General features: G+C 63.4%; 19 protein-coding genes. 7 read left to right on the top strand and 12 right to left on the bottom strand.

The window, feature by feature from the left end:
• Positions 1 to 32 precede the first annotated feature (32 nt).
• Positions 33 to 776, top strand: a complete 744-nt coding sequence (locus tag G9373_RS19675; protein WP_167116330.1) for an SDR family oxidoreductase — start codon at positions 33 to 35, stop codon at positions 774 to 776.
• Positions 777 to 1,097: 321 nt separating this feature from the next.
• On the opposite strand, the gene G9373_RS19670 is transcribed toward G9373_RS19675, so the two are convergent.
• From G9373_RS19670 to G9373_RS19650, 6 genes are read right to left on the bottom strand one after another with little or no spacing between them, the layout of a single operon-like run.
• Positions 1,098 to 1,790: a class II aldolase/adducin family protein gene (locus G9373_RS19670; protein ID WP_167116327.1), complete on the bottom strand. Its 693-nt coding sequence runs from the start codon at positions 1,788 to 1,790 to the stop codon at positions 1,098 to 1,100.
• A 10-nt stretch (positions 1,791 to 1,800) separates the two neighbouring features.
• Complete coding sequence (locus G9373_RS19665) at positions 1,801 to 2,544, bottom strand: SDR family oxidoreductase (RefSeq protein ID WP_167116324.1); 744 nt, start codon at positions 2,542 to 2,544, stop codon at positions 1,801 to 1,803.
• Complete coding sequence (locus G9373_RS46560) at positions 2,541 to 2,825, bottom strand: hypothetical protein (RefSeq protein WP_240960630.1); 285 nt, start codon at positions 2,823 to 2,825, stop codon at positions 2,541 to 2,543. The genes G9373_RS19665 and G9373_RS46560 overlap by 4 nt, the downstream gene beginning before the upstream one ends.
• Before the next feature lie 7 nt (positions 2,826 to 2,832).
• Positions 2,833 to 4,815: a hydantoinase B/oxoprolinase family protein gene (locus tag G9373_RS19660; RefSeq protein WP_061043757.1), complete on the bottom strand. Its 1,983-nt coding sequence runs from the start codon at positions 4,813 to 4,815 to the stop codon at positions 2,833 to 2,835.
• Positions 4,816 to 4,817: 2 nt separating this feature from the next.
• Positions 4,818 to 6,929 (bottom strand): hydantoinase/oxoprolinase family protein, encoded by a 2,112-nt coding sequence (locus tag G9373_RS19655; protein ID WP_167116321.1) that lies wholly within the window; start codon positions 6,927 to 6,929, stop codon positions 4,818 to 4,820.
• 46 nt (positions 6,930 to 6,975) lie between these two features.
• A complete protein-coding gene (locus tag G9373_RS19650) occupies positions 6,976 to 8,454 on the bottom strand; it encodes an aldehyde dehydrogenase family protein (RefSeq protein WP_167116319.1) in 1,479 nt (492 codons plus the stop codon).
• 478 nt (positions 8,455 to 8,932) lie between these two features.
• Between G9373_RS19650 and G9373_RS19645 the strand changes: the two genes are divergently transcribed.
• The 4 genes from G9373_RS19645 (at position 8,933) to G9373_RS48215 (ending at position 12,668) form a co-directional block, all read left to right on the top strand.
• The gene (locus tag G9373_RS19645) at positions 8,933 to 9,769 is read left to right on the top strand and encodes an IclR family transcriptional regulator (RefSeq protein WP_167116316.1); all 837 of its coding nucleotides are present in this window, start codon (positions 8,933 to 8,935) and stop codon (positions 9,767 to 9,769) included.
• 127 nt (positions 9,770 to 9,896) lie between these two features.
• Complete coding sequence (locus G9373_RS19640; RefSeq protein WP_167116313.1) at positions 9,897 to 11,132, top strand: cytochrome P450; 1,236 nt, start codon at positions 9,897 to 9,899, stop codon at positions 11,130 to 11,132.
• A 32-nt stretch (positions 11,133 to 11,164) separates the two neighbouring features.
• Entirely contained in the window at positions 11,165 to 11,365 is a 201-nt protein-coding gene (locus tag G9373_RS19635; RefSeq protein ID WP_061043752.1) for a ferredoxin, read from the top strand.
• On the top strand, positions 11,358 to 12,668 hold the full coding sequence (locus tag G9373_RS48215) for an FAD-dependent oxidoreductase (protein ID WP_167116310.1): 1,311 nt from the start codon (positions 11,358 to 11,360) through the stop codon (positions 12,666 to 12,668). The genes G9373_RS19635 and G9373_RS48215 overlap by 8 nt, the downstream gene beginning before the upstream one ends.
• On the opposite strand, the gene G9373_RS19625 is transcribed toward G9373_RS48215, so the two are convergent.
• Positions 12,562 to 13,161 (bottom strand): TetR/AcrR family transcriptional regulator, encoded by a 600-nt coding sequence (locus G9373_RS19625; RefSeq protein WP_082764718.1) that lies wholly within the window; start codon positions 13,159 to 13,161, stop codon positions 12,562 to 12,564. The genes G9373_RS48215 and G9373_RS19625 overlap by 107 nt on opposite strands.
• A 172-nt stretch (positions 13,162 to 13,333) precedes the next feature.
• Between G9373_RS19625 and G9373_RS19620 the strand changes: the two genes are divergently transcribed.
• A complete protein-coding gene (locus G9373_RS19620; protein ID WP_167116308.1) occupies positions 13,334 to 13,897 on the top strand; it encodes a hypothetical protein in 564 nt (187 codons plus the stop codon).
• Between the two features lie 145 nt (positions 13,898 to 14,042).
• On the opposite strand, the gene G9373_RS19615 is transcribed toward G9373_RS19620, so the two are convergent.
• The 3 genes from G9373_RS19615 to G9373_RS19605 are packed head-to-tail and all read right to left on the bottom strand — an operon-like array spanning position 14,043 to position 18,116.
• On the bottom strand, positions 14,043 to 14,783 hold the full coding sequence (locus G9373_RS19615) for a TetR/AcrR family transcriptional regulator (protein ID WP_167116305.1): 741 nt from the start codon (positions 14,781 to 14,783) through the stop codon (positions 14,043 to 14,045).
• A gap of 56 nt (positions 14,784 to 14,839) precedes the next feature.
• A complete protein-coding gene (locus G9373_RS19610; RefSeq protein WP_167116302.1) occupies positions 14,840 to 16,381 on the bottom strand; it encodes an FAD-dependent monooxygenase in 1,542 nt (513 codons plus the stop codon).
• A gap of 13 nt (positions 16,382 to 16,394) precedes the next feature.
• Positions 16,395 to 18,116 (bottom strand): AMP-binding protein, encoded by a 1,722-nt coding sequence (locus G9373_RS19605; protein ID WP_206032389.1) that lies wholly within the window; start codon positions 18,114 to 18,116, stop codon positions 16,395 to 16,397.
• Positions 18,117 to 18,228: 112 nt separating this feature from the next.
• On the opposite strand from G9373_RS19605, the gene G9373_RS19600 reads away from it, so the two are divergent.
• A complete protein-coding gene (locus tag G9373_RS19600; RefSeq protein ID WP_063819629.1) occupies positions 18,229 to 19,494 on the top strand; it encodes an aromatic acid/H+ symport family MFS transporter in 1,266 nt (421 codons plus the stop codon).
• A 356-nt stretch (positions 19,495 to 19,850) separates the two neighbouring features.
• On the opposite strand, the gene G9373_RS19595 is transcribed toward G9373_RS19600, so the two are convergent.
• Together G9373_RS19595 and G9373_RS19590 are read right to left on the bottom strand one after the other, a co-directional pair.
• The gene (locus G9373_RS19595) at positions 19,851 to 20,672 is read right to left on the bottom strand and encodes a mycofactocin-coupled SDR family oxidoreductase (RefSeq protein WP_277346595.1); all 822 of its coding nucleotides are present in this window, start codon (positions 20,670 to 20,672) and stop codon (positions 19,851 to 19,853) included.
• A 13-nt stretch (positions 20,673 to 20,685) separates the two neighbouring features.
• The gene (locus G9373_RS19590) at positions 20,686 to 21,147 is read right to left on the bottom strand and encodes a nuclear transport factor 2 family protein (protein WP_167116296.1); all 462 of its coding nucleotides are present in this window, start codon (positions 21,145 to 21,147) and stop codon (positions 20,686 to 20,688) included.
• Between the last annotated feature and the right edge of the window lie 36 nt (positions 21,148 to 21,183).

Raw genomic sequence — 21,183 nt, 5'->3', positions numbered from 1 at the left:
CAGCACTGGCCTAGCCCTTCGGAAGGCAATTCATGACTCAACTGACCGGCAAGGTCGCGATCGTCTCCGGCGGCGCGCGGGGAATGGGGGCGGCATACGCCCGCGCCATCGTCCGCGAAGGCGGCAGCGTCATCATCGGTGACGTTCTCGACAACGAAGGCAAGGATCTCGCGCAGGAACTTGGAAACCGGGCAGAGTTCGTGCATCTGGACGTGACCAGTACCGACGACTGGGCTGAAATCGTCAGGGTGGCAGTCGAAACGTTCGGCAAGCTCACTACTCTGATCAACAATGCAGGGATATTGACCATGGGTTCGGTCGACGACACCTCGGCAGAGGATTGGAACCGGATCATCGGGATCAACTTGACTGGTCAGTTTCTCGGGGTCAAAGCGGCGCTACCGTATCTGGAGGCTTCCGCTCCTGCATCGATCGTCAATGTGTCGTCGACGGCCGGTTTCAAAGGTTTCGCCGGCCTGCACGGCTATGCGGCGTCGAAGTTCGGCGTGCGCGGACTGACGAAGTCGCTGGCCCTCGAACTCGCGCCGAAGCAGATCCGGGTGAACTCCGTGCATCCAGGTTCGGTGCGAACTGCGATGACTGACGGACTCAACTCGGAGCAACTCAACCCGATGAAGCGTTTCGGGGAAGTTGACGAGATTGCGAGCCTGATCGTGTACCTCGCCAGTGATGCCTCGAGTTTCTCCACCGGAAGCGAGTTCATCGCCGACGGCGGCGAACTCGCCGGCAGCCAGGCGCTCGATTCGATCAGTTAGAGCTATACGTTATCGGCCTACAGCGACTGGGCCCGGCACCAGCTGCCGGGCCCAGTCGCCTTTTGAGATGCTAGGGCCGAGTGGACTTCGGGCGCAATTACCGCCCGACATCGACCGGGATCGTCGACCGGCCGCGAGGACACGTCGTGGCCGGTTCGCGACCACGCGCCTCGACGCGGCTACTCGCGGTGCATGCAATGTGGCAGGTCTCGCCGAAACCCGGGGTTGCGCCGGCGGCAATAGTTGGCTGGATGGCCCTACGCGAGGGCCATCCAGCCAACTTGCTGGGATATCAGCCGCAGCTGACGCCCGTGAGCGGGCTCATCGAGTGGTGACTTTCCGTACGAGGTAGTCCCAAGCCTTGGCGAGGGCGATCTCGTTGTAAATGTGGTCGCGCTTGGACAAGGATTCAGCTTCGTCGGAGTAGGAGGGCGTCCCCCCGAAACTCAGTGTGCGCAGTTGTTGCGCTGCGGCCTGCTCGAGCAGGAGCGCCGCCATGGTGGCAGTCTGAAGGTCGGGTCCGACGGTGACGATGCCGTGGTTGACGAGGAACAGCGCTTGCGCAGAGTCCAGGCATTTCGCGACATCGATACCGAGTTCTTGGGTCATGATGAGGTCTGCGGTGTCGGTATACCGGGGGACCTGTGGTGGGACAAAATAGTTCGCCGCGTGGCTGACCGGGAGGAGGTCGACGCCGGCAGCGGCGAGCGCGACGGCGTTCGGCGCGTGAGTGTGTACCACCCCGCCGACCTCCGGGCGGGCCGCCATGATTTCGGTGTGAATGGGGTATTCGAACTGCACCGCGCCGGAGCCCTCGAGGAGCGTCCCGTCATGGCCAACCAACTGCACGGTTTCAGGCGTGATTTCCTCGAGGCCGAGGCCGCTGGGTTTGATCCAGATGCCCCGCCCCTCCGGGTCGCGTGCCGAGCTGTGACCCCAGATGAAGTCGCCCTGACCGTCGTCGGCCAGGATGCGGCTCGACAGGGAGACGAGCTCCCGAATATCTTGTGACACTAGTGGTTCCTTATCTGTGGATCAGTCCACCGTTGACCGAGATTGTTTGTCCGGTGAGATAGCTGCTGTCGTCGGAGAGCAAGAAGGCAGCAAGGGAGGTCAGGTCGTCGGGGCCCCCGGTGCGGTGGAGCGCCTGGCGGGCGATCATCGCTTCCTTCTGGGCGGGGCTGACCGTTTCCCGGGCCACTTCGGTGTAGATCGGGCCGTGCGAGAGGGTGTTCACCCGGATCCCGAACTCCCCGAGTTCATGGGACATCGAGAACGTCATGCCCGTGACCCCACCCTTACTGGCTACATAGTGGAGATAGCCGGGCCGACCCATGTTCACCGCGTCGGCGCCCACGTTTACCACGCTCGCGGCCGCCGATTTGCGGAGCAAAGGCAGCATCGACGAGGTGACCAACCACGGTCCCCGAAGATTCACCGCCATCAGCAGGTCCCATTCCTCCACGGTGATCTCCCAGAACGGCTTCATCTCGAGGGTGGAGAAGATGGCCGCATTGTTGAGAAGTCCGTCGATCCGCCCGTAACGACTGTCGAGGGCCGCGGCCAGCGCCGCGCAGCTGTCCGGATCCGAGACGTCGACGACGTGGGCGGAGCCGATTCCCTCAGCCGCGTCGTGAATGCGCTCGGAGCGGTCGACGAGTGCGACGGTTGCCCCTTCCTTTGCCAGCCGCTGTGCGTAGCCCAGGCCGATACCTTGCGCGGCGCCGGTGACGACGACGACCTTGCTGTCGAGTCCGGAGTAGGTCATGCGAAAGTCCACTTCCGGTACTCGGGTTCATCTCCCGGCGTCACTTCGGTGGACAGCAATACCAGGCACCCTGGACAGAACTGCTGCCGCAGCACAATCGGCCGGTCGGTGAACAGTGCGGGGTCCGCCTTGATTCCCGGACCGGCGTTTGTCGACGCCGACTCGTGGCGAAGGGCAGCGGATAGCGGTTCATGCACGGACTTGCCCAACTCGGCGCCGCAATGCGAGCACACCACCCGGCCGTCGTCGGTGGTCTCGAGGTTGTCGTCGATCTTCATCATGGTGCTCCTACTTCGATGCCGCGATGGGCAATCCAGCGCGGGCCGCGCGGGCCGCACTGCGATGGCGAGTGGTTTCCGCGGGGTCGACCTCACCGTGCGCATCGAGGACGACACCGTAGATTTCGATGGCGGCCCGGTGGGACACCTTGCGATTGCGGACATCGGCGGCGACCAACTCCGGCTGGCGCAGGAAAGGATCACCCATGCCGCCGCCACCCTGCCAGTGCGTGTAGTAGACGTCGGCCGTACCCAGTTCGGTCTCCAGATGCGGGGGAACTGTTTGCAGCTCGCCACCCATGTCTTCGAGGGATGTCGGAAGAACTCCGGACGCCAACTGATCCCGGACAGAGGAGTTGCGCACCAGAACGTCGTACTGTGTGGCTGCCGGGTAGCCGCCGGAGAGGCCGGGGGCCTGGGGAACGGCCTTGCCCGGTGCGGAGATGACCAGGTGCACGTCGCCGACGGGGGAGTCGTGCGGCACGAAGCAGCTCGATGCGCCTACACCGCCTCGGTACCGACCGGCTCCACCGGAGTCAGCTTCCTCGCGCCTCCACAGGTACAGGATCGGGAAACTGAATTCGTTGATTTCGACATCGGCGACCCTGCCCATCGGGATGCAATTTTCGCCCCCGGTGTCGACTCCGTCACCGTCGACCTTTGCTCCGAGGCCACCGGCCATCGCGTCGCAGAGCATGGTGACGAATCCGCTGCCGCGCTGGTCGACACCGGCGAGGATGGTCAGGTCCCATGACCCGCAGCACACGCTCATCAACTGCTTGGAGTGCACCGGGTGGGTGGCGAGCATCGACGCCACCGTCTCCGAAACGGCGTTTTGGGTGGCCCAAGCCGAACCGACCGAGGCCTTGCCGACGCCGGCGGGGAAGGTGCAGTTGTTGATCGTGCCGGGTTCGCTGATGACTTCCACGGCGCGGTAGATACCGCCAGGGGCCCAAGGGATGTCGGGGCAGAGCATGGTCAGCAGAATCGGCATGATGCCGCCGCGGAGGCCGGCGAGGGTGCAGTTGATGATGCCGTCGACCTGTGGGTCGGTGCCGGTGAAGTCGAAGATCAGTTTGTCGGCCGTCTTGGTCATGTTCAGCACGATCTTGTGAATGTCGCGGTCGCCGGCGCGGCCGCCGTCCTGGTGCGCGACCGCGCCCCAGGTGCCATCGGGCAGATCAGCGAGCTTTGCCCGCACCCGTGCTTCGGCATCGTTCATCATCCGCTTCATCACGGCCTTGACGGTGGTGGGACCGTACTTGGTGATCAGGGCGGTCAGCCGGTCGTGCGCGACATTGTTGGCGCCGATCTTGGCGCGGAGGTCAAGGGCGACGAGCTTGGGTACCCGTGACCGCCTCAGGTACAGGTCCTCGATGTCCGGACGGAGTTCGCCGCCTTCCACCAGCTTGACCGGTGGCACGGGGATCGATTCCCAGAACACGTCCATCCCGTCGACGGACCAGCTTCCGGGGGAGACACCGCCGAGGTCGACCTGGTGGGCGACCGCCCCGGTCCAGGCGAACAACTCGCCGTCATGGAACAGCGGGGCGAGGATCGTGACGTCGTTCTGGTGCAGGCCGCCACCGACCCAGGGGTCATTACACAGGAACATGTCGCCGGGTTCGATCCCGGGAGTTGTGCTGCGATTGGCCAGAGTCCACTTCGCGGCCATGTCGAGGGACGCGGCGAGTTGCATGTTGTAGAGCCCGACCTGGACGGTGTCGCCGGCCTCGTCCATGATCGCGGCGCCGAAGTCGTTGCAGTCGGTCACGACAACCGAACCACTCATCCGTTTGATCGCATCACCCATCTCCTCGGTGATCGCGGCGAGGCGGTGTCGGACGACTTCATAGGTCAACGGATCGAGCCCGTCGATGGCGTCCTCGCCGACGATATGCAGCCCGACCTTGCCGATTCGGCTCTGTCCGGGGGCGATCGGTGGAGGCTGGGAGGCGAAGCGCTCGGAACCCGAGATCGGTACTGTGGGCATGATCAGTTCTCCTTGCGTGCGGAGTCGTAGCGGATGACGAGGTTGCCGAGACGGTCGACCGTCGTGGTGGTGCCGCGGGGGAGCGCGACGGTCGTCGTGGGTGCCTCGACGACGGCGGGTCCTTCGATTCGGTGACCGGAACCCAACTGGGTGTAGTCGTAGATCGTGGTGGGTTCGACTCCGTGCACTACGTCGAGGAACACTTCCCGAGTCCCGCTCGGCTGGGCCGGTTCGTCGACGAGTTGGTGTTCGGGCAGTACCGGACGAATGTGGAGTTGGCCGATCGCGCGGACACGGTAGGTGATGATCTGCAGGCCGGCTTCACTGAAGCCCGATCCCTTGCCGTAGATGTTTTCGTAGAGTCGCTCGAATTCCTTTCCGATGGCGTCGATATCGTGGACATCCAGTTTGCCGGTGGCCACCGGTGTGGATACCTCGGTCATCTGCATCGTGTACCTGATGTCCGCTTCCCGCTCGAACGCGATGGTGTCGAACTCGAGCCCCTGCTCGATGAGCCGCTGACGAAGTTCATCCTCGAGGACCTCGAACGTGGTGTTCACCACGTCCGGTTCGGGCGGGAAGTTATGTGGCTGTGACCGTTCCGCGGTGAGCACAATGTCCGACGACGCCAGGCCATACGCGGAGAACACCGCAGCGGTCGAGCCGATGGGCACGACGACCGCCTCGACACCCAGGTCCGCGGAGTAGCTGGCGGCGTGGACCGGGCCGGCGCCACCGAACGAATAGAGGATGAAGTCGCGAGGGTCCTGCCCGGAGTTGACGACGACCTTGCGCACCAGGTCGGCGGTCTGAGCATTCTGGATGGCGTAGATCGCCTGCGCGGCATCGGTGACCGACAGACCGAGCGGCTCGGCGATATGGCTGCGGATCGCTTCGACGGCGAGTGCCTTGGACAGGGACTTCTTGCCACCCAGAAAGTTGGCCGGGTTGACGATCCCCAGTACGACATCGGCGTCGGTCACGGTGGGCTCGGTGCCGCCCTCGCCGTAACAGGCGGGGCCGGGACGGGCCCCGGCGCTGCGAGGTCCCACCCGCAGGTTGCCGCCCGCGTCGACCCATGCGATGGCTCCGCCACCGGAGCCGATCGTGTGGACGTCGACCATGGGTGTACTGATGGTGTACTGGTTGAGCACGGTCGAGGTGGTGGTCACCGGTTTACCGTCAGAGACCAGGCCCACGAGGAAGGTGGTGCCGCCCATGTCGGTCGAGATCACATTCCGGTGCCCAAGTGCGTTGGCCAGGTTGATGCAACCGACTACACCGCCGGTCAGTACCGAACCGATGGTGGTGACGGCGTGCTTGGGGGCGTCCTGGGACGAGACGCAGCCACCGGATCCCTGCATCACCAGCAGGGTGCCGGTGAAGCCGCGGTTCTTCAGCTCCTCCTCGAGGGGCCGCAGGTAGGCCGCGAGCCGGGGACCGACCTGGGTGTTCATGATGGTTGTGACATTGCGCGGATACTCGCGGATGCGGGGACTGACCTCACTGGACAGCGCGACGTACATGTCGGCGCTTTCTTCCTTGATGATCTCGCGAATGCGCAATTCGTGCTGGGGGTTGCGGAACGACCACAGCAGCGACACCGCAATCGATTCGACCCCGACCGACAGCATCTCGCGGACCGACTCACGCACCCCTTGCTCGTCCAGGGGCACGATCACGGCACCCTTGTAGTCGATGCGTTCGTCGACCTCGAACACCAACTCGCGGGGTACCAGACCGGCGGGCTTGGCTGTGCGGGCCATCTGCTGCACCTGATCGGTGCCCAGACCCGCGTAGCGGCCCTCCAAGTTCATGATCGAGATCGAGTCGGCGTGCCCCTTCGTGGTCAAGAACCCGACCTTCGCGACGTCGCCGGTGACGAGTGCGTTGAGGGTCGAGGTGGTGCCGTGCACGATGTAGTCGGTGTCGGCGAGCAACTGCGCGGTCGTCAGGTCCAGTTCCAACGCCAAGTCGTCGACGGCATTGAGGAACCCGAGTGAGAAGTCCGGGGGTGTGGAGGGGGTTTTCGCGGCGGCCAGACGATTGTTCTGGTCGGCGACGAACGCGTCGGTGAACGTGCCGCCGGTGTCGATGCCGATGACGTAAGCCATGAGGTGTGTCCTTCGTAGTGGTTGGGCGAGAGGGGTTTCGGAGTACTCAAAGCATGATGTTGATGGCCTTGAGCTCGGTGTAACTGAGGAGTTCTTCGATGCTCTCCTCGCGCCCGACTCCGGATGCCTTGTACCCCCCGAAGGGCACGTTCGGGAAGTGGCGTGAGGATCCGTTTATCCATGTGTAGCCGGCCTCGAGTTGGCCGATCACCCGGTGCGCGCGGGTAATGTTCTGGGTCCAGACGCTCGCGGTGAGCCCGTACTCGACGCTGTTGGCGATCGCGATGGCCTCGTCCTCGTCGCTGAAGGTGATGATCGACAGGACCGGACCGAACACCTCCTCCTGGGCGATCCTCGATTCCGGCTGCACGCCACCGAGAACGGTGGGGCGAACGTAGAATCCGTGATCGAAACCATCCGGTCGGCCGCCACCGGTAAGTACGGTCGCGCCCTCGGCCTTGGCGATCTCGATGTACTCGAGCGCCCGATCGTACTGGCGCTGGGAGACCATCGTTCCCTGTTCGCAGTTGTCGTCGAAGGGGCTTCCTATCGTCCGAGCCTCGACTTCGGAGACCACCTTCGCGGTGAGCTGATCAGCGATACTCTCGTGGACCAGGAGCCGCGAGTTGGACCCACATGACTGTCCGGACCAGGTGAAGTTCATCCCGAATACGGCACCTGCTGCAGCTTTGTCGAGGTCGGCGTCGGGAAAGACGACCATCGCGTTCTTGCCACCGAGCTCGAGGGTGACGTCCTTGACGCCGGTCTCCGCGGCGTCGCGTTGAATCGCCCTGCCGGTGGCCTCGCTGCCAATGAATCCGATCCGCCGAACCTTCGGGTGCCGAACAATCGCCCGCGGCACCGCGGGTCCGTCACCGACGAGGAAGGACAACACGCCGGCGGGGACGACGGGAGCGAGGAGTTCGCCCAACCGAAGGGCCGACAGTGGCGCCACCTCCGGCGGCTTGACCAGCACACAATTGCCGGCAACCAGCGGGGCCGCGAACTTGCAGGCGAACATCAGGGGATGGTTGAACGGAACGATGCGGGCAGTGATTCCGATCGGTTCGCGCACGGTCATGTGGATGTTGCTGCTCGCCGGAATGGTGGTTCCCTTGATCTCGAGTGCGAGATTGGCGAACATCCGCAAGTGCTCGACGGCCATGGCGACATCGGCACGAGCATTGCTGATGGGGGAACCTGCGTCCAGGGTATCGAGCGCGGCGAGTTCCTCTGTGTGCGCTTCGATCACGTCGGCGATTCGGCGCACAACCGCAGCTCGATCCGTTGCGGTGGTCGCCGCCCACCCCTTGCGCGCCTGGTCCGCTGCCACCACCGCGGCGGCAACGTCATCCTCACCCCCGTCCGGTACATGGGCGATCACCGTCTCGGTGACGGGCGAGGTCGTGGCGAACGTGCGCCCTGAGGTCGCCCCGACCAGGGCGCCTCCGATCAGCATTTTGAAGTCGCGGTCGAGGTACTTCGCGAACCGGTCCGGGATTACCGCGTCGATACTTGTCGTCATGTATGAATTCACTCCTTGAGAAGTACGGACCCGGATGTGATCCGCCTTCGACGTGTGAGGTGGCGCTGGCGGAACCAGAGTCGGTCTCGGCGGCCTGTGAGGGTCGCGTATCCCTTGTGGGCAGTAACCGGTTGGATCTGCTGCGTGACTGGGGTGTTCCCGTCGGGGGAGGGGACCTCAGCAGACTCGGCGGTCGGAAAGTTCTAGGTCCGGTGAGCCGTAGCTTCTGGGACTGGACGGCGGCTGTGGAGGCACGTTGCCGTGGCCGGGAAGGCCGCGGGCCACACTGAGCGGAAAGCTGGGGAGCTTGGCGTCCGGCTCGGCCGTCGGGTGAAAGAGGCTGTGCTGCAGTCGTTCCAGGAAGGAACGCTAACGGAAGATGTGGTGTGAGAGTTTCGTGGTGGGCCTCCACGTTCTGTGATCTGGGAACGCAGATGAACATAGCGTGACTTGAATCATATCGACCTATAGTTCTGATATGAAGAATCCTCCACCATATCCACTGAGTTCTGTCGACAACGCCCTGCTCCTGCTCCACATTCTGCGGGACCAGGGCCGCCTGACCGTCAGTGAAGCGGCCGAACTGCTCGGAATCGGCCGCTCGACGGCCCACCGGCTGCTCGCAATGCTCGTCTATCGAGACTTCGCAGTTCAGGACGACGCCCGGGAGTATCGCCCGGGCCCTTCGCTCGTGATGTCCGCTGTCGGCCATCAGGGCACGGGTGAGCTCAATATGCTGTTGCGGCCGCTCATGACGAGCCTGCGGGACCGTTTCAAGGAGACCGTTCATCTCGTAGTTCGCAACGGTCGGTGGGTCAGGTTCATTGCCAGCGTCGAGTGCGACCAATACCTGCGAGTCGGGGATCGTCGGGGCACGACAATGCCGGCCCGCACCACCTCCGGTGGCAAGGCCCTTCTCGCGGAGCTGTCGGACGAACAGTTGTCCCGCCTCTACCACGTCAAAGATGAATCGGGCGGTGCAAGCCTCGACTCTGAACATGATCTGCCACAGGACAAATGGGACGCAATGATGCAGTCGCTCGGGACAATTCGTCGCCGCGGGTTCGCACTGAACGTCGGGGAGTCCGAAGTCGGCCTCACCGCAGTCGGCGTCGTCCTGCGTAATGTCCGCGAGGTTCCGGTCGCCGCATTGTCGGTCGCCGCTCCGACGGCGCGACTCGGTCGCCGAAACGCGGAGCGCATCGGGATCGAACTCTGCGCCATCGCGCGGACCCATCGCGTCAACGAGGCGACGGGGGTGCTCGAGCCGCTGTCCCGCGCCGGCGAGCCGGATGAGCTGCCTGGCAGCGCGTAGCGGATCCACTCTCGGTCACCTGCCTGAACTGCGCCGTTCTGCCATGAGGAACAAACTGTACGATACGTACTGTAGTCCCTATGCTGTGGATCACATAGTTCGAACGCACTAGGTGAGGAACACACAGATGGCGTCACCCGACTTCCGCGGATCGACAGGCAATACGGGAATCTCCGACGATGACCGGGCCCCCGTTCGCGATCAGACCGCCGGCGCCGACTTCGACCATCACTCACCGGAACTGACCGAGCCCGCGATCTGGGACCGGTACGCCGAGATGAGTTCCGGATGTCCGGTCAGCCACACGAACGCGCACGGCGGTTACTGGGTCATAACAGGCTTCGACGAAGTGCGGACCGCGTTGCGAGACCCCGAGACCTTCTCCTCTGCCGCCGGAATCAGGGTACCGACAGTGGGGGAGGGTCGATCGATACCGATCGACTTCGATGGACCTCTCCACGCCATGTATCGCCAAGTGATGACGCGGGCGATCACCCCGCAAAAGGTGCGAGAAATGCAACCGTACCTGCGTGAGCTCATCGCGGACCTACTCGGTCGGATGGTCGCCGCCGGCGGCGGTGACTTCGTTGCCGAGGTTGCGCTACCACTCCCACTGCGTGTGTTGACCCAGGTAGTGGGGTTCTCCGCAGAGACCGTCGACAGGCTGCACGTGTTGACCGAGCAACAATGGAAGGTCATCTCCGACGTCTCTCTCGACGAGGCACGTCGGGACCTGCGGGCGCTGATGGACGAGGAAATCGCCCGGCATCGCGTCGACAGGCCCGACGACTATCTGACCTGGCTGCTCGGCGCCGAGGTCGACGATCGGAATTTGGCGGACGACGAGATCGCTCGCATCTTGCTCACCCTCGCCATCGCAGGTCACGAGACCACAGCCAACGCGTCCAGCAATCTTATATACACACTCGCAACAGACCCCGGCTTGCAGCAGACACTCCGGTCGGACGTATCCCAAGCGGCGGCGTTCGTGGAGGAAATCTTGCGGCACCGGGCCCCGGCGCAGATGTTCGGCCGGACCACCACGACGGAGATCGAACTGGCTGGTGTGTCAATTCCGCGGGGAGAACACGTGCTCCTCGCCTACGGAGCCGCCAACCGGGATGCTCGACAGTTCGCGGATCCCCAACGATTCGACCCCGACCGGGGACGAGTTGGCCACCTGGCATTCGGATGGGGCGTGCACCAATGCCTCGGATCAGCGCTGGCGCGTTCCGAACTGCTCATCCTCTTGCAGACGCTCAGTGACCTGCCGCCATTCACACTGGCCGGCAACGCGGAATTCGGATCTCTCGCGGGTGGTATTCACTTCGGGCCGAACTACTTACCGCTCGCCTTCGAATAATCAAATCGATCATGTTAGGTAGGACAAACGACATGGAGCTTCGAATCGACCGGGACGGGTGCAACGGATACGGAAACTGCGTATTCGCCGCGCCTGACGTCCTCGACCTGAACCCGGAAACCAATATCGTCGAATTAGTACGAGCAGTGACGGACAGTGACCGTGCCGCCCTCATCGAGGCGGCCGCAGACTGCCCTGTGCGCGCACTGACGGTGGTAGACGACCGTGACTGACGGCCAGCTCGTCGTCGTCGGCGCGTCCGTTGCCGGAATTCGTGTTGCCCGCGGTGCACGCGAACGCGGGTGGACCGGACCTATTGCGGTGCTCGAGGCCGGAGCCGATGCACCGCACGACAAACCGGCGTTGTCGAAGGGTTACCTGACTGCAAGCGAATCTGATGACGCCGTCATTCTCGACACCTCCCGAACGCTGCGCGACGCCGAGATCTCATTGCATACCTCCACGAGCGCAACCGCACTCGATGTCACCGCCCGCGAAGTCCACTTGGACACTGGCAGCACTGTAAGGTTCGAACACCTCGTCATTGCGACGGGCTGCAAGAGTCGGACCATATCGTGCCTTGACGGCTTACGGGGTGTCCACTACCTGCGCACGCTGACCGACTCCCGCGTACTGCGTACGGAACTGGCACCAGGACGGCGGCTTTTGGTAGTCGGAGGTGGATTCATCGGTACCGAGGTGGCCGCGACAGCGAAGACTCTGGGACTCGAGGTGACGATTCTGGACGCAGCCCCCGCTATTCTCGACCGTGTACTACCGACCGCCGCCGCCACGGAAGTCGCGCAGCTCCATGAACGACATGGGGTGAAGATTCTCAACAACGTTCAGATCATGTCGGCATCGTCGCTGGACGGGAGAGTCAACGGTGTGAACCTCGCGGACGGTACCTTCGTCCCCGCCGATCTGGTCGTCGTCGGGGTCGGTACCTATCCCAACACCGACTGGCTGACCGGTTCCGGACTCGATCTGGAGGACGGCATCGTATGCGACCAGTTTCTGCGAACGCGAAGCCCGCTGGTGTGGGCGGTGGGTGACATCGCGAGCTGGTTCAACGGCAGGTACGCCCGCCGGATGCGGATGCAGCACTGGACCAGTGCCCGAGAACAGGCCTCCGCTGTCGCGTGGAACCTCACGGTTGGCGCGGCGGCGCGTCTCAAGGCGTATTCAGCGGTCCCCTACATCTGGTCGGATCAATACGACATGCGTATCCAGCACGTGGGAATGGTGGGGGAGGAGGTGGTGCACGAGGAACTTGGCCGCGACAAGCACCTATTCGTGAGCATGAAAGACGGACTGGTGACCGGCGCAACCACAATGAACTGTCCCACGCAGATGTTGCAGCTACGCAAGGCGCTACTTCGCTCGGAAGATGGAGCCGACGTGCTCCGCGATTGGCGTCGAGTGCTGACTACCCAGCCGCGAGGCCGGTCAGGACCATCTCCAACACCGCCTGCGCAGCTTCCGGCCCTGGGGGCAGGTGCTGGAGCAGCAGCCGATAATAGAGCGGCCCGATGAGCACGTCGACCACAAGTTCCGGGTCGAGGTCAGGTCGTAAGCTTCCCTCGTCGATCGCCATTGTCAGTAGCTCGATGGTCATCTTGCGGCGGCGGGCGAGATAACGCTGCCGGAAGGCCTCGGACAGCGCACTGTCGTGTTGAGCGTCGGCGACGATGCCGGCCAACAGGTGCCCGGACGGACCTCCGATGAATTCGCCCGCGATCCGGATGTGCGAGCGCAAATTATCGAGGGCGGAACCCGGATGAATGATCGGCTCGTTCGGTCCTGCGGCGTCGAGCAGCAGATCCATCGTCACATCAGCCCTGTTGTTCCACCAGCGGTAAATCGTCGTCTTGCTCACCCCGGACCGCGCGACGAGTTCGTCGATCGTGAAGGCGGAAAACCCTTTGGTGTCGATGATCTCGCGGGCGCTGTCGAAGACCGCCCGGCGTACCCGCTCGGTGGGCTGGCCAATTTTCATCCGTACCCCGCCACCGTTCCGTGTGCCCATGCACTAACACTATCGCGAAGGAGCGACGATCGTGATCGCGCTCTCGAAGAACCCCACATGGTTCTCGGAACCGTAACTCCGCGTGCAAGTCTCGCACCGTTCGCGCGGAGGTGACTTCCACCGGCCATGCAGCTCGCCGCGAGCGTGGCAACCTAAGAATTGAGGAGGGTGCATGACCTCAGGAATTAGTGAGTTGAACGCAGTCTCGACACCAGCAGGTCACCAGCCCACGAGCTTTGGATGCGATCGGAAGATCGCCGAGTCAAGTGCTTGGCAAATTGCTATTACGACGCTGACAGACGAGACCCACCTTCCGACGCTGCCGGGTTACGACGTCAGTGTCACTCCACTCGGGCAGACCTCGGTTGAATTTTCGGGACCTTGCGTTCCCGTCGAAATTCGCGCGCAGAGAAGGCGCCGGATTGGCCGGATCCGGCATGAATGTCGGACCGCACCCGGCTGGGGAACGGTTGCCTTTCCCGGCGAATGGGGGCCGACGGCCCATTGCCAGGACAAATCGAAGGCGCTGGTCGTGGTTTCACGACGAAATTCGGTGGAGGCATCGGTGGAGATTGTCCAGGCTCACGAGCTCGTTGGCCTGGATCCGACGGAGACCCGAGTTGTCCTGGAGCCGGGAACGGAGGAGCTGTACGTGGCCGAGCCTGGATATCCGATGCGCGAATGGCCGGGAGTGAGAGGCTTCGTCGTTGTCCATTTCAGATCGCTACCGGAATAGGTACCTGAAAATGGTGGTTTGCGTCCGTTGTCACGTGGTGGGCAGGGCCAAGTCTTACGAATCTCGCCGACCGGCTAGTCCTGCAACCCAGGTGTCGGGGGCAAGGGGACGCCCGTCGGCCGCAGGTGTCCGCGCCCGATGCGGTCTATCGAGTCGGCTCAGAACGGCGTGAGTCCGACGCGGGCTTCGGTAGGACTTGCGGCTCGAGTCTCTCCAGCAGGCCGCGAATCTCGTGGATCAGTCCTTTCGGCCCGGCGGCGGTGTCCTGCCTCGGTCCGCCCAGCATGTCTTCGGCGAATTGGGTAATCGTCGCCACTATCGACTCGATGTTGGGCTGATCCTGCGGTCGGAACCACCATGCAACCCAGTTGCACATCCCGAGCAGACTCAACGCCGCCGTACGTGAATCAATCGACCGAAACTGGCCTGTGTTCACTCCTTCATCGATGATGTTGACCAATTCGCGAACGATACGACGCTTCGCTTCGAGATGTTCGGTGCCAGCAGGTTCTGGTAATACCGTTTCCGAACGGTCCAGGATACGGAACTGACTGGGATGCTCAGCGCGTTGGCGAACCAGTAACTCGGTCAGCGTTCGGACTTTTGCAAGGGGAGTGAGATCCGGTCGGGTTCGGAGTTCTTCGAGGACTTCCGCCATGCTGCGCGAGACTTGTTCGACCAGCATTTCGAGTAGGTCTTCCTTGCTGCGCAGGTAGTGGTACAGTGCCGGCCGTGAGATTCCCATGGCATCGGCGATATCCTGCAGGCTCGTCGCCTCGTAGCCTTTGACGGCAAACAATTCGGTCGCTCGATCGAGCAACTCACCGACGAGCAACTCGCGGCGTCTTGTGCTTTGTGCTCTGGTGGTTCTCTGCTTCGACGACACGTCTGAAGTGTATCGACGCGCACCGGTTGCCGGCTCGGGGCGAGCTGCATTCTTACTCATCGGAGGACAATCGCATGGCAGCGGTTCGAGGCCACTGCTGCTGCGCCCGAGGGGCGGGCAGTGACTGGGAGTGCGACCAGGACTGCGCATGCGGTGTGCCATCCGAACCGTTCCGCCAGATCGATTCGAGCGCCGACGGCCACTGCATCGTCTGGTCCTTCCAGCACCACGACCGCCGTGGCGGGATCGGCTTGGAGGCGGCCCACCAGCTCGTCCGCTTGTTCGCCCCATACTTCGTCGCCGCCCCAGGTGAGGTGACGCACGCCCACGCCGACGGGAATGTCTGCGGACGCGAGTTCCCGGCCCGGGCGGGCGAGGGAAGCATGCGCAAGGGGGCGGGACAAGATCCAGTCGTCGAGCGAATCGGGCTCGGACACCGGTGCATCACCGAGGTGAAGCAGGGCGGACCGGACGACGTCGGGATGATCGACGGCGTAGTCAGCGACCGTGAGGTTGCCGGCGCGGGTCATGTAGGACAGCGCGACCAGTTCGGGTGCCTGCACGTGGCGGGAACGGTAGCTTGACCACCAACCCTGGCTGCGAGCCGCGAGGTGTTTGAACCTGTCCACTCCCGGTCGTCGGGCGGCCTCGTATCGTGTGAATGCGTCGGTTACATCAGGGGTCTCGGCGAGGGCGGCGGACAGGGCGATCGCGTCTTCGAGGGCGAGTTTGGTCCCGGAGCCGATGGTGTAGTGGGCGGTGTGTGCGGCGTCGCCGAGCACGACGACATTGCGGTACGACCATCGGTCCAGGCTGACAGTGGGGAACCGTGCCCACCGCGTCCGGTTGGTCAGCAGTTTCCGGCCGCGGAGGTCTACGGCGAAGGCCTGCTCGAGCAACCGCACGCTGGCTTCGTCGGTCTCTCCGGGTGCCAGCCCGTCTTCGTTGTGTGCCAGGCCCGCCGAGGCCCAGGTCTGCTCGTCGGCCTCGATGAGAAACGTGCTGCGGTCCTGCGCGTACGGGTAGGCGTGGGTGACGAACAAGGAGTCGTCGAGCGATCGCGCCGCGAAGTAGGCGGTGTCGACGGCGAAGTCGGCCCCGCACCACATGTAGTGCAGGCTGCCGTGGGAGATGTGGACGCCCAATTCGGCGGAGAGCTTGTCCCGTACGGCGCTGCGGGCACCATCGGCGGCGACCACCACGTCGGCGTCGGTGTCGGAGATATCGACGCGTGATCCCATGCGGATGTCGACGCCGACGGCGGTGGCGGCATCGGTGAGCACCTGCAGCAGCGCGGCCCGGCCGATCGCGAGGTTTCGTGCGCCGTGTAGCTGCACGTCCCGATCCGTGGCGCGCAGGGTCAGCGAATGACCGGCGTAGCTGACTTGGCGGATCTGTTCAGCGGTTCGGGGGTCGACCGCCGCGAGATTGCGCATCGTCGACTCGGTCAGGCTCACGCCGAATCCGAACGTCGAGGTGCTCGAGTCGGATCGCTCGTGCACGGTCACGCGGGCCGAGGGGTCGGCGAGCTTGATCAAGCGGGCGGCGGCCAGGCCGGCCGGTCCGCCTCCGATGACGTCGATGGTGCGATGGGCCATGGTGTGCCTCCCTCTAGCGTGCGCCGGTTGCGGGCGAATCGTGGTGTTCGCGCTCGGCCAGGAGCACATTCGTAATCGTTTCTCGCAGTGTCTTCTTGGATACCTTGCCGACGTTGGAGAGCGGGAACTGGTCCACGATCTCGACCCGCTCGGGCAGCTTGTACTTCGCCAGGCCCTGCCCGAGGAGGAATTCCCCGAGCGTGGACACGGCCAGGTGTGGGGCGTTTTCCTCGAGGATCAGGTAGACGCAGGCGCGCTCTCCGAGCACCTCGTCGGGCATGGCGACTAGGGCGGCGTTGGTCACGTCGGGGTGACGCAGGATCAGTTCCTCGACCTCTTCGGCGTGGATTTTCTCGACACCCCGGTTGATGACGTCCTTGATCCGGCCCTCGATGGAGTACACGGTCGTGTCGTCGAGGTGGTGCGCGCGTGCGAGGTCGCCGGTGCGGTAGAAACCGTCATCGGTGAAGGTGTCCGCGTTGTGTTCGGCGGCGCGGTAGTAGCCGCGGATCGTGTACGGCCCTCGGACGCAGAATTCACCGATCTCCCCGAACGGTACCTCAGCGGTTCCGTCGATCTCGAGGATACGTACCTCGTCGGCCGTCGAGATAGGTTGCCCGACAGTGTGAAACCGGAGTTCCTCGCTGGAATCCGCGGGAGTGACCAGGAACATCCCTTCGGCCATGCCGAACATCTGCCGCACAGAGATGCCGAGCTCGTCGCGCAACCGTTCGGCGATCTCCACCGGCAGTCGCTGACCGCCGACGATGTAGTCCTCGATACAGGACAGGTCCAGGGTGCGGCTACGCGGGTCCTCGAGCAGACGGATAGCCAGAGCGGGGGGAACCAGCGGAAGTGTCGTCGGACGCTCAGCCTCGATGAGGTCGAGTAGGACGTCGATTCGGGCACTTGGCGCCAGGACGATCGACGCACCGGACAGCAGGGCGGGCTGCAGGGCAAGCGCGATGCCAGCGTTGTGCAGAAGCGGGAGCGGATAAAGTACTTTCGTGGCCGGTGACCACCTCAATGCCTCGGCCCATGCTCTGGAGTTGTAGACGTACTCCTCATGTAGGCGCGGCGCGACCTTGGGTAGCCCCGTCGTCCCGCCGGATAGCTGGAAGACCACGATCTCGTCCGGATTCACGTCGTCGGGTGCCGGCAACATGGACCCGCCGCTGAGGATCGTTTGAAAAGACACCGCTCCCGCCATCGGTTCACCGCGGGCGACTATCACGACGTCGATCAATTCCCGCTCAAGGAGCGATTGCGCGTTGGTCAGCGGTTCGCCCTTTCCGAAGTCCGCTTGAATGAGCAAACCCCTAGCGCCCACGTGGGCGGCGAGAAGGCTGACTTCCCGTTCACCGTGCTGAGGCAACGTGCACACCGGCCTAACTCCGGCTGCCAGGCAGCCGAGGTATGCCACCACGGTTTCGGCTACGTTGCCCATCTGAAACAACACGGCATCGCCGGCGCGCAAGGTGGTGACTGCGAGCAATCCGGCGCCGAAATCTGCTGCCCGCTCGAAGAGTTCTCGGTAAGTCCAACGCACCTCGGGGGTCACCAATGCGACTCGGTCCCCATGCACACGCGCCGCAGCGAACAGTTCGCTGGGCAAGGACCGGCCGCCCCAGAGCCCGAGACGCCGATATTGATCAATCGCGTGCTGTGGAAACGGCGTTAACCCTGGATCGGCCGGTGTAGCCGCCGGTTCGGTGACGTGGTTACTATCCAACATGAGTGTCAAAATATCAACAGTAGCGTCTGGTTGTCAATGGAACCGTCGAAGTATTGACATAAGTGTCGCATCGTGGACAATGAGGTAATCCACTTCACTCCAGGGAGTCCCCATGGCCTCTGCCACAACAGTTTTGCCGTCGCGCGGCGGTCGATACGCCGTCGTGGCTGTATGTTTTGCCGCGATCATTTTCGACGGTTACGACCTCATCATCTACGGATCCACCATTCCCGCACTCTTGGCCTATGAACCCTGGTCGCTCTCACGCGGCGAAGTCGGAGCCATCGGTAGCTACGCATTACTCGGGATGTTCTTCGGGGCCATCGCGGCGGGCACGCTCACCGACAGGTTCGGACGTCGGCGTCTGTTCTTGGGATGCCTGATTTGGTACTCCGCAGCAATGGTTGCGGTGGCCACAGCGCCCACGCCCGAATTGCTGGGTTTGTTCCGCTTCATCGCCGGTCTCGGCTTCGGGGGAATTGCCCCCGTGGCGATCGCCCTCGTCGTGGAAGTTGCCCGTGAAGGCGAACGAAATCGTCTCAACGCCCTCATGCTGGCCGGACTGCCAGTGGGTGGTGTGCTCGCGGCGCTCATGGCGCTGAGCCTGCAAGGCTCCCTCGGTTTCCGTGGTCTGTGGGCAATGGGTGCTCTCGCCCTCGTAGTAGTCCTGCCGATCGCGTGGCGAGTCATCCCGGAAACGACACCCCCATCAAAATCCGATCGGCAGAAGTTGATTGTCTCCACAACACCGCTACGCGAACTGGTTTCCGGACGTGCCCTTATCACCCTGGTGCTCTTTGCCGCGGCGAACTTCGTCGGCTTCTTGCTTGTGTTTGGTCTCAACACCTGGCTTCCCGAGCTGATGCGCGAGGCGGGTTACAGCCTCGGCTCCGCCCTCACCTTCCAGGTACTGCTCAACGCCGGCGCGATCATCGGCGGCATCAGCGGGTCGTCACTTGCAGACCGTTACGGCAGCCGACCGGTGGCAGCTGCGACTTTCCTCATCGCCGCGGTCGCAATCGGATGGATGGCGATCTCCCCTCCCACAGGGGTGATGTATGTCGTCGTCCTCCTTGCCGGCGCAGGATCAATTGGTACACAGATCGTGCTATTCGGTTATGTAGCCACGCACTATCCCGCGCGAGTTCGAGCCTCTGCCCTCGGGATCACCACAGGAATCGGACGGCTCGGTGCTGTCACCGGCCCTCTACTCGGTGGCGTGCTCCTGTCCGCCTCCGTCCCATTCGGTTGGGTTTTCACAGTATTCGGTGCCGTAGCGCTCGTCGGCGCAATCACCTGCCTGCTCGTCCCGCGTAGCGACATCGATCTCCCGACCGCGCCGCAGAGCGAACCAGCGGACGTCGCGACGCACAGGTAACTCATTTCGGGTGCACCTCCCGAAACATCCAATGGCAGAGACCGCAGCAGCACCGGTGTCGACACGAGAACCGACCCGCACGCAACCTTCCGTCGGACAAGCGCTCGAGGTGTCGTGGCGGCGCCGTGGACGGCCCCGCCGCGACACCTCGACCCGTTCACAGTTCAGTAACGAATGAGATAACGACAATTGCGATCGCAGCGCTGGTCGCCTCTGTCGTCGAACGGGATTTCGTGGCAAAGGATTTGTCGGGGCGTGGACTCGTCGTTGTGCCGTCGAGCTGAGGTCCGTGGCGCCGAACCCTGGAGCCGCGATCAAACCCCGCCGCCGTCCTCGGTGGAACGGAAGCGGTGTGGCTAGGCACGCTCCGTGAAGCCGGCATCGATCTTCAGCTCGAGTCCGGTGACGTAGCGGGCTGCGTCGGATGCGAGGTAGAGGATCGCTTCGCTGATGTCGTGGGGGTCGACGAGCTCGACGGGAAGGAGGTTGGCGGAGACATTGTTCGCCATGTCGGGGTGGTCGCTGTACCACTGGACCAGCTGGGGGTTGGTCACCATGTGAGTGTTGACTCCGGTGGGGTGAACGGTGTTGACGCGGATCTTGTGGGGTGCGAGTTCGTTGGCGAAGGTGCGCATCAGTCCGACGACGCCGTGTTTGGTGGCGGTGTAATCGGCCATCGAGCGGAGGCCTTTGATACCGGCGGTGGAGCTGGTCAGCACGATCGAGCCGCCGGCGCCACCCGCGATCATGGAGGGGATGGTGGCTTTGAGTGTGTGGAAGGTGCCAGTGAGGTTGATGTCGATGATGTCGCGCCAGCGTTGGAGCTCGATGTCGACGCTGTCGAGAGGCCCGAAGGAGTACACACCGGCGTTGGCCAGGACGATGTCGATTTGCCCGAACTGTTCGAGTCCGTTGTCGACGACTTGTTGGACGGCGTCGAAGTCGCGGACGTCGGCTTCCGCGGCGTAGATCTTCTGCCCGGTCGCCTCGACCTGGGCGACGGTCTCGGCGAGGTCGTCGCTGGTGGACATATCGTAGGGGATCGTGCTGACCGGTTTGCAGATGTCGAGGGCGATGATGTTCGCACCGTGCCGGGCGAGGGTGACGGCGTGTTCGCGCCCTTGGCCGCGGGCTGCTCCGGTGATGAAGGCTACTTCTCCCTGAAGTGATGAGGTCATCATGGACTCCGTTTCAGTGGTTGAGGATCGGTGTTTCGGTAGATGCCAGCCAGGGGTAGCGCTGGGTGTCGTCGCCGGCGTAGTCGGGGTCGAGGTAGATGAAGCAGCGGTGGATCTTGTGGTCGCGAATTTCGAAGACGTCGGTGAACCGGCCGGCGTGGCTGAACCCCGGCCGCCAAGGGGTGCCGTCGGCGGCGGTGCCGGAGGTTATTCCTTCGACCACAACCATGTCGTCCTCGATGATGAACTTGAGGTATTCGGGGTAGTGGCAGATGTCGGTGAACAGGGTGGAGACGTCGCCGAACATTCGGCCGATCTCGTCTTTGCCGCGCGCCAGGCCCCATTTGGGGAAGTAGACGACGGCGTCGTCGGCCATCAATTCGAGAACATTGCCGCCGGTATCGAACCTCGTGAAATATTCGAGGGCAACGGATTTGCGTTGTTCGCGGGTCATAGTGGCGGTGGCGATGGTCATCAGGTCTCCCAGGGTCGATAGTGCAGGGTGGGATGG

The organism is Rhodococcus sp. A14 (genome assembly GCF_011603105.1).
GTDB classification, from domain to species: domain Bacteria; phylum Actinomycetota; class Actinomycetes; order Mycobacteriales; family Mycobacteriaceae; genus Rhodococcus_F; species Rhodococcus_F opacus.
The sequence above is the reverse complement of the archived record's forward strand: the minus strand, read 5'-3'. Positions and strand labels throughout refer to the sequence as shown.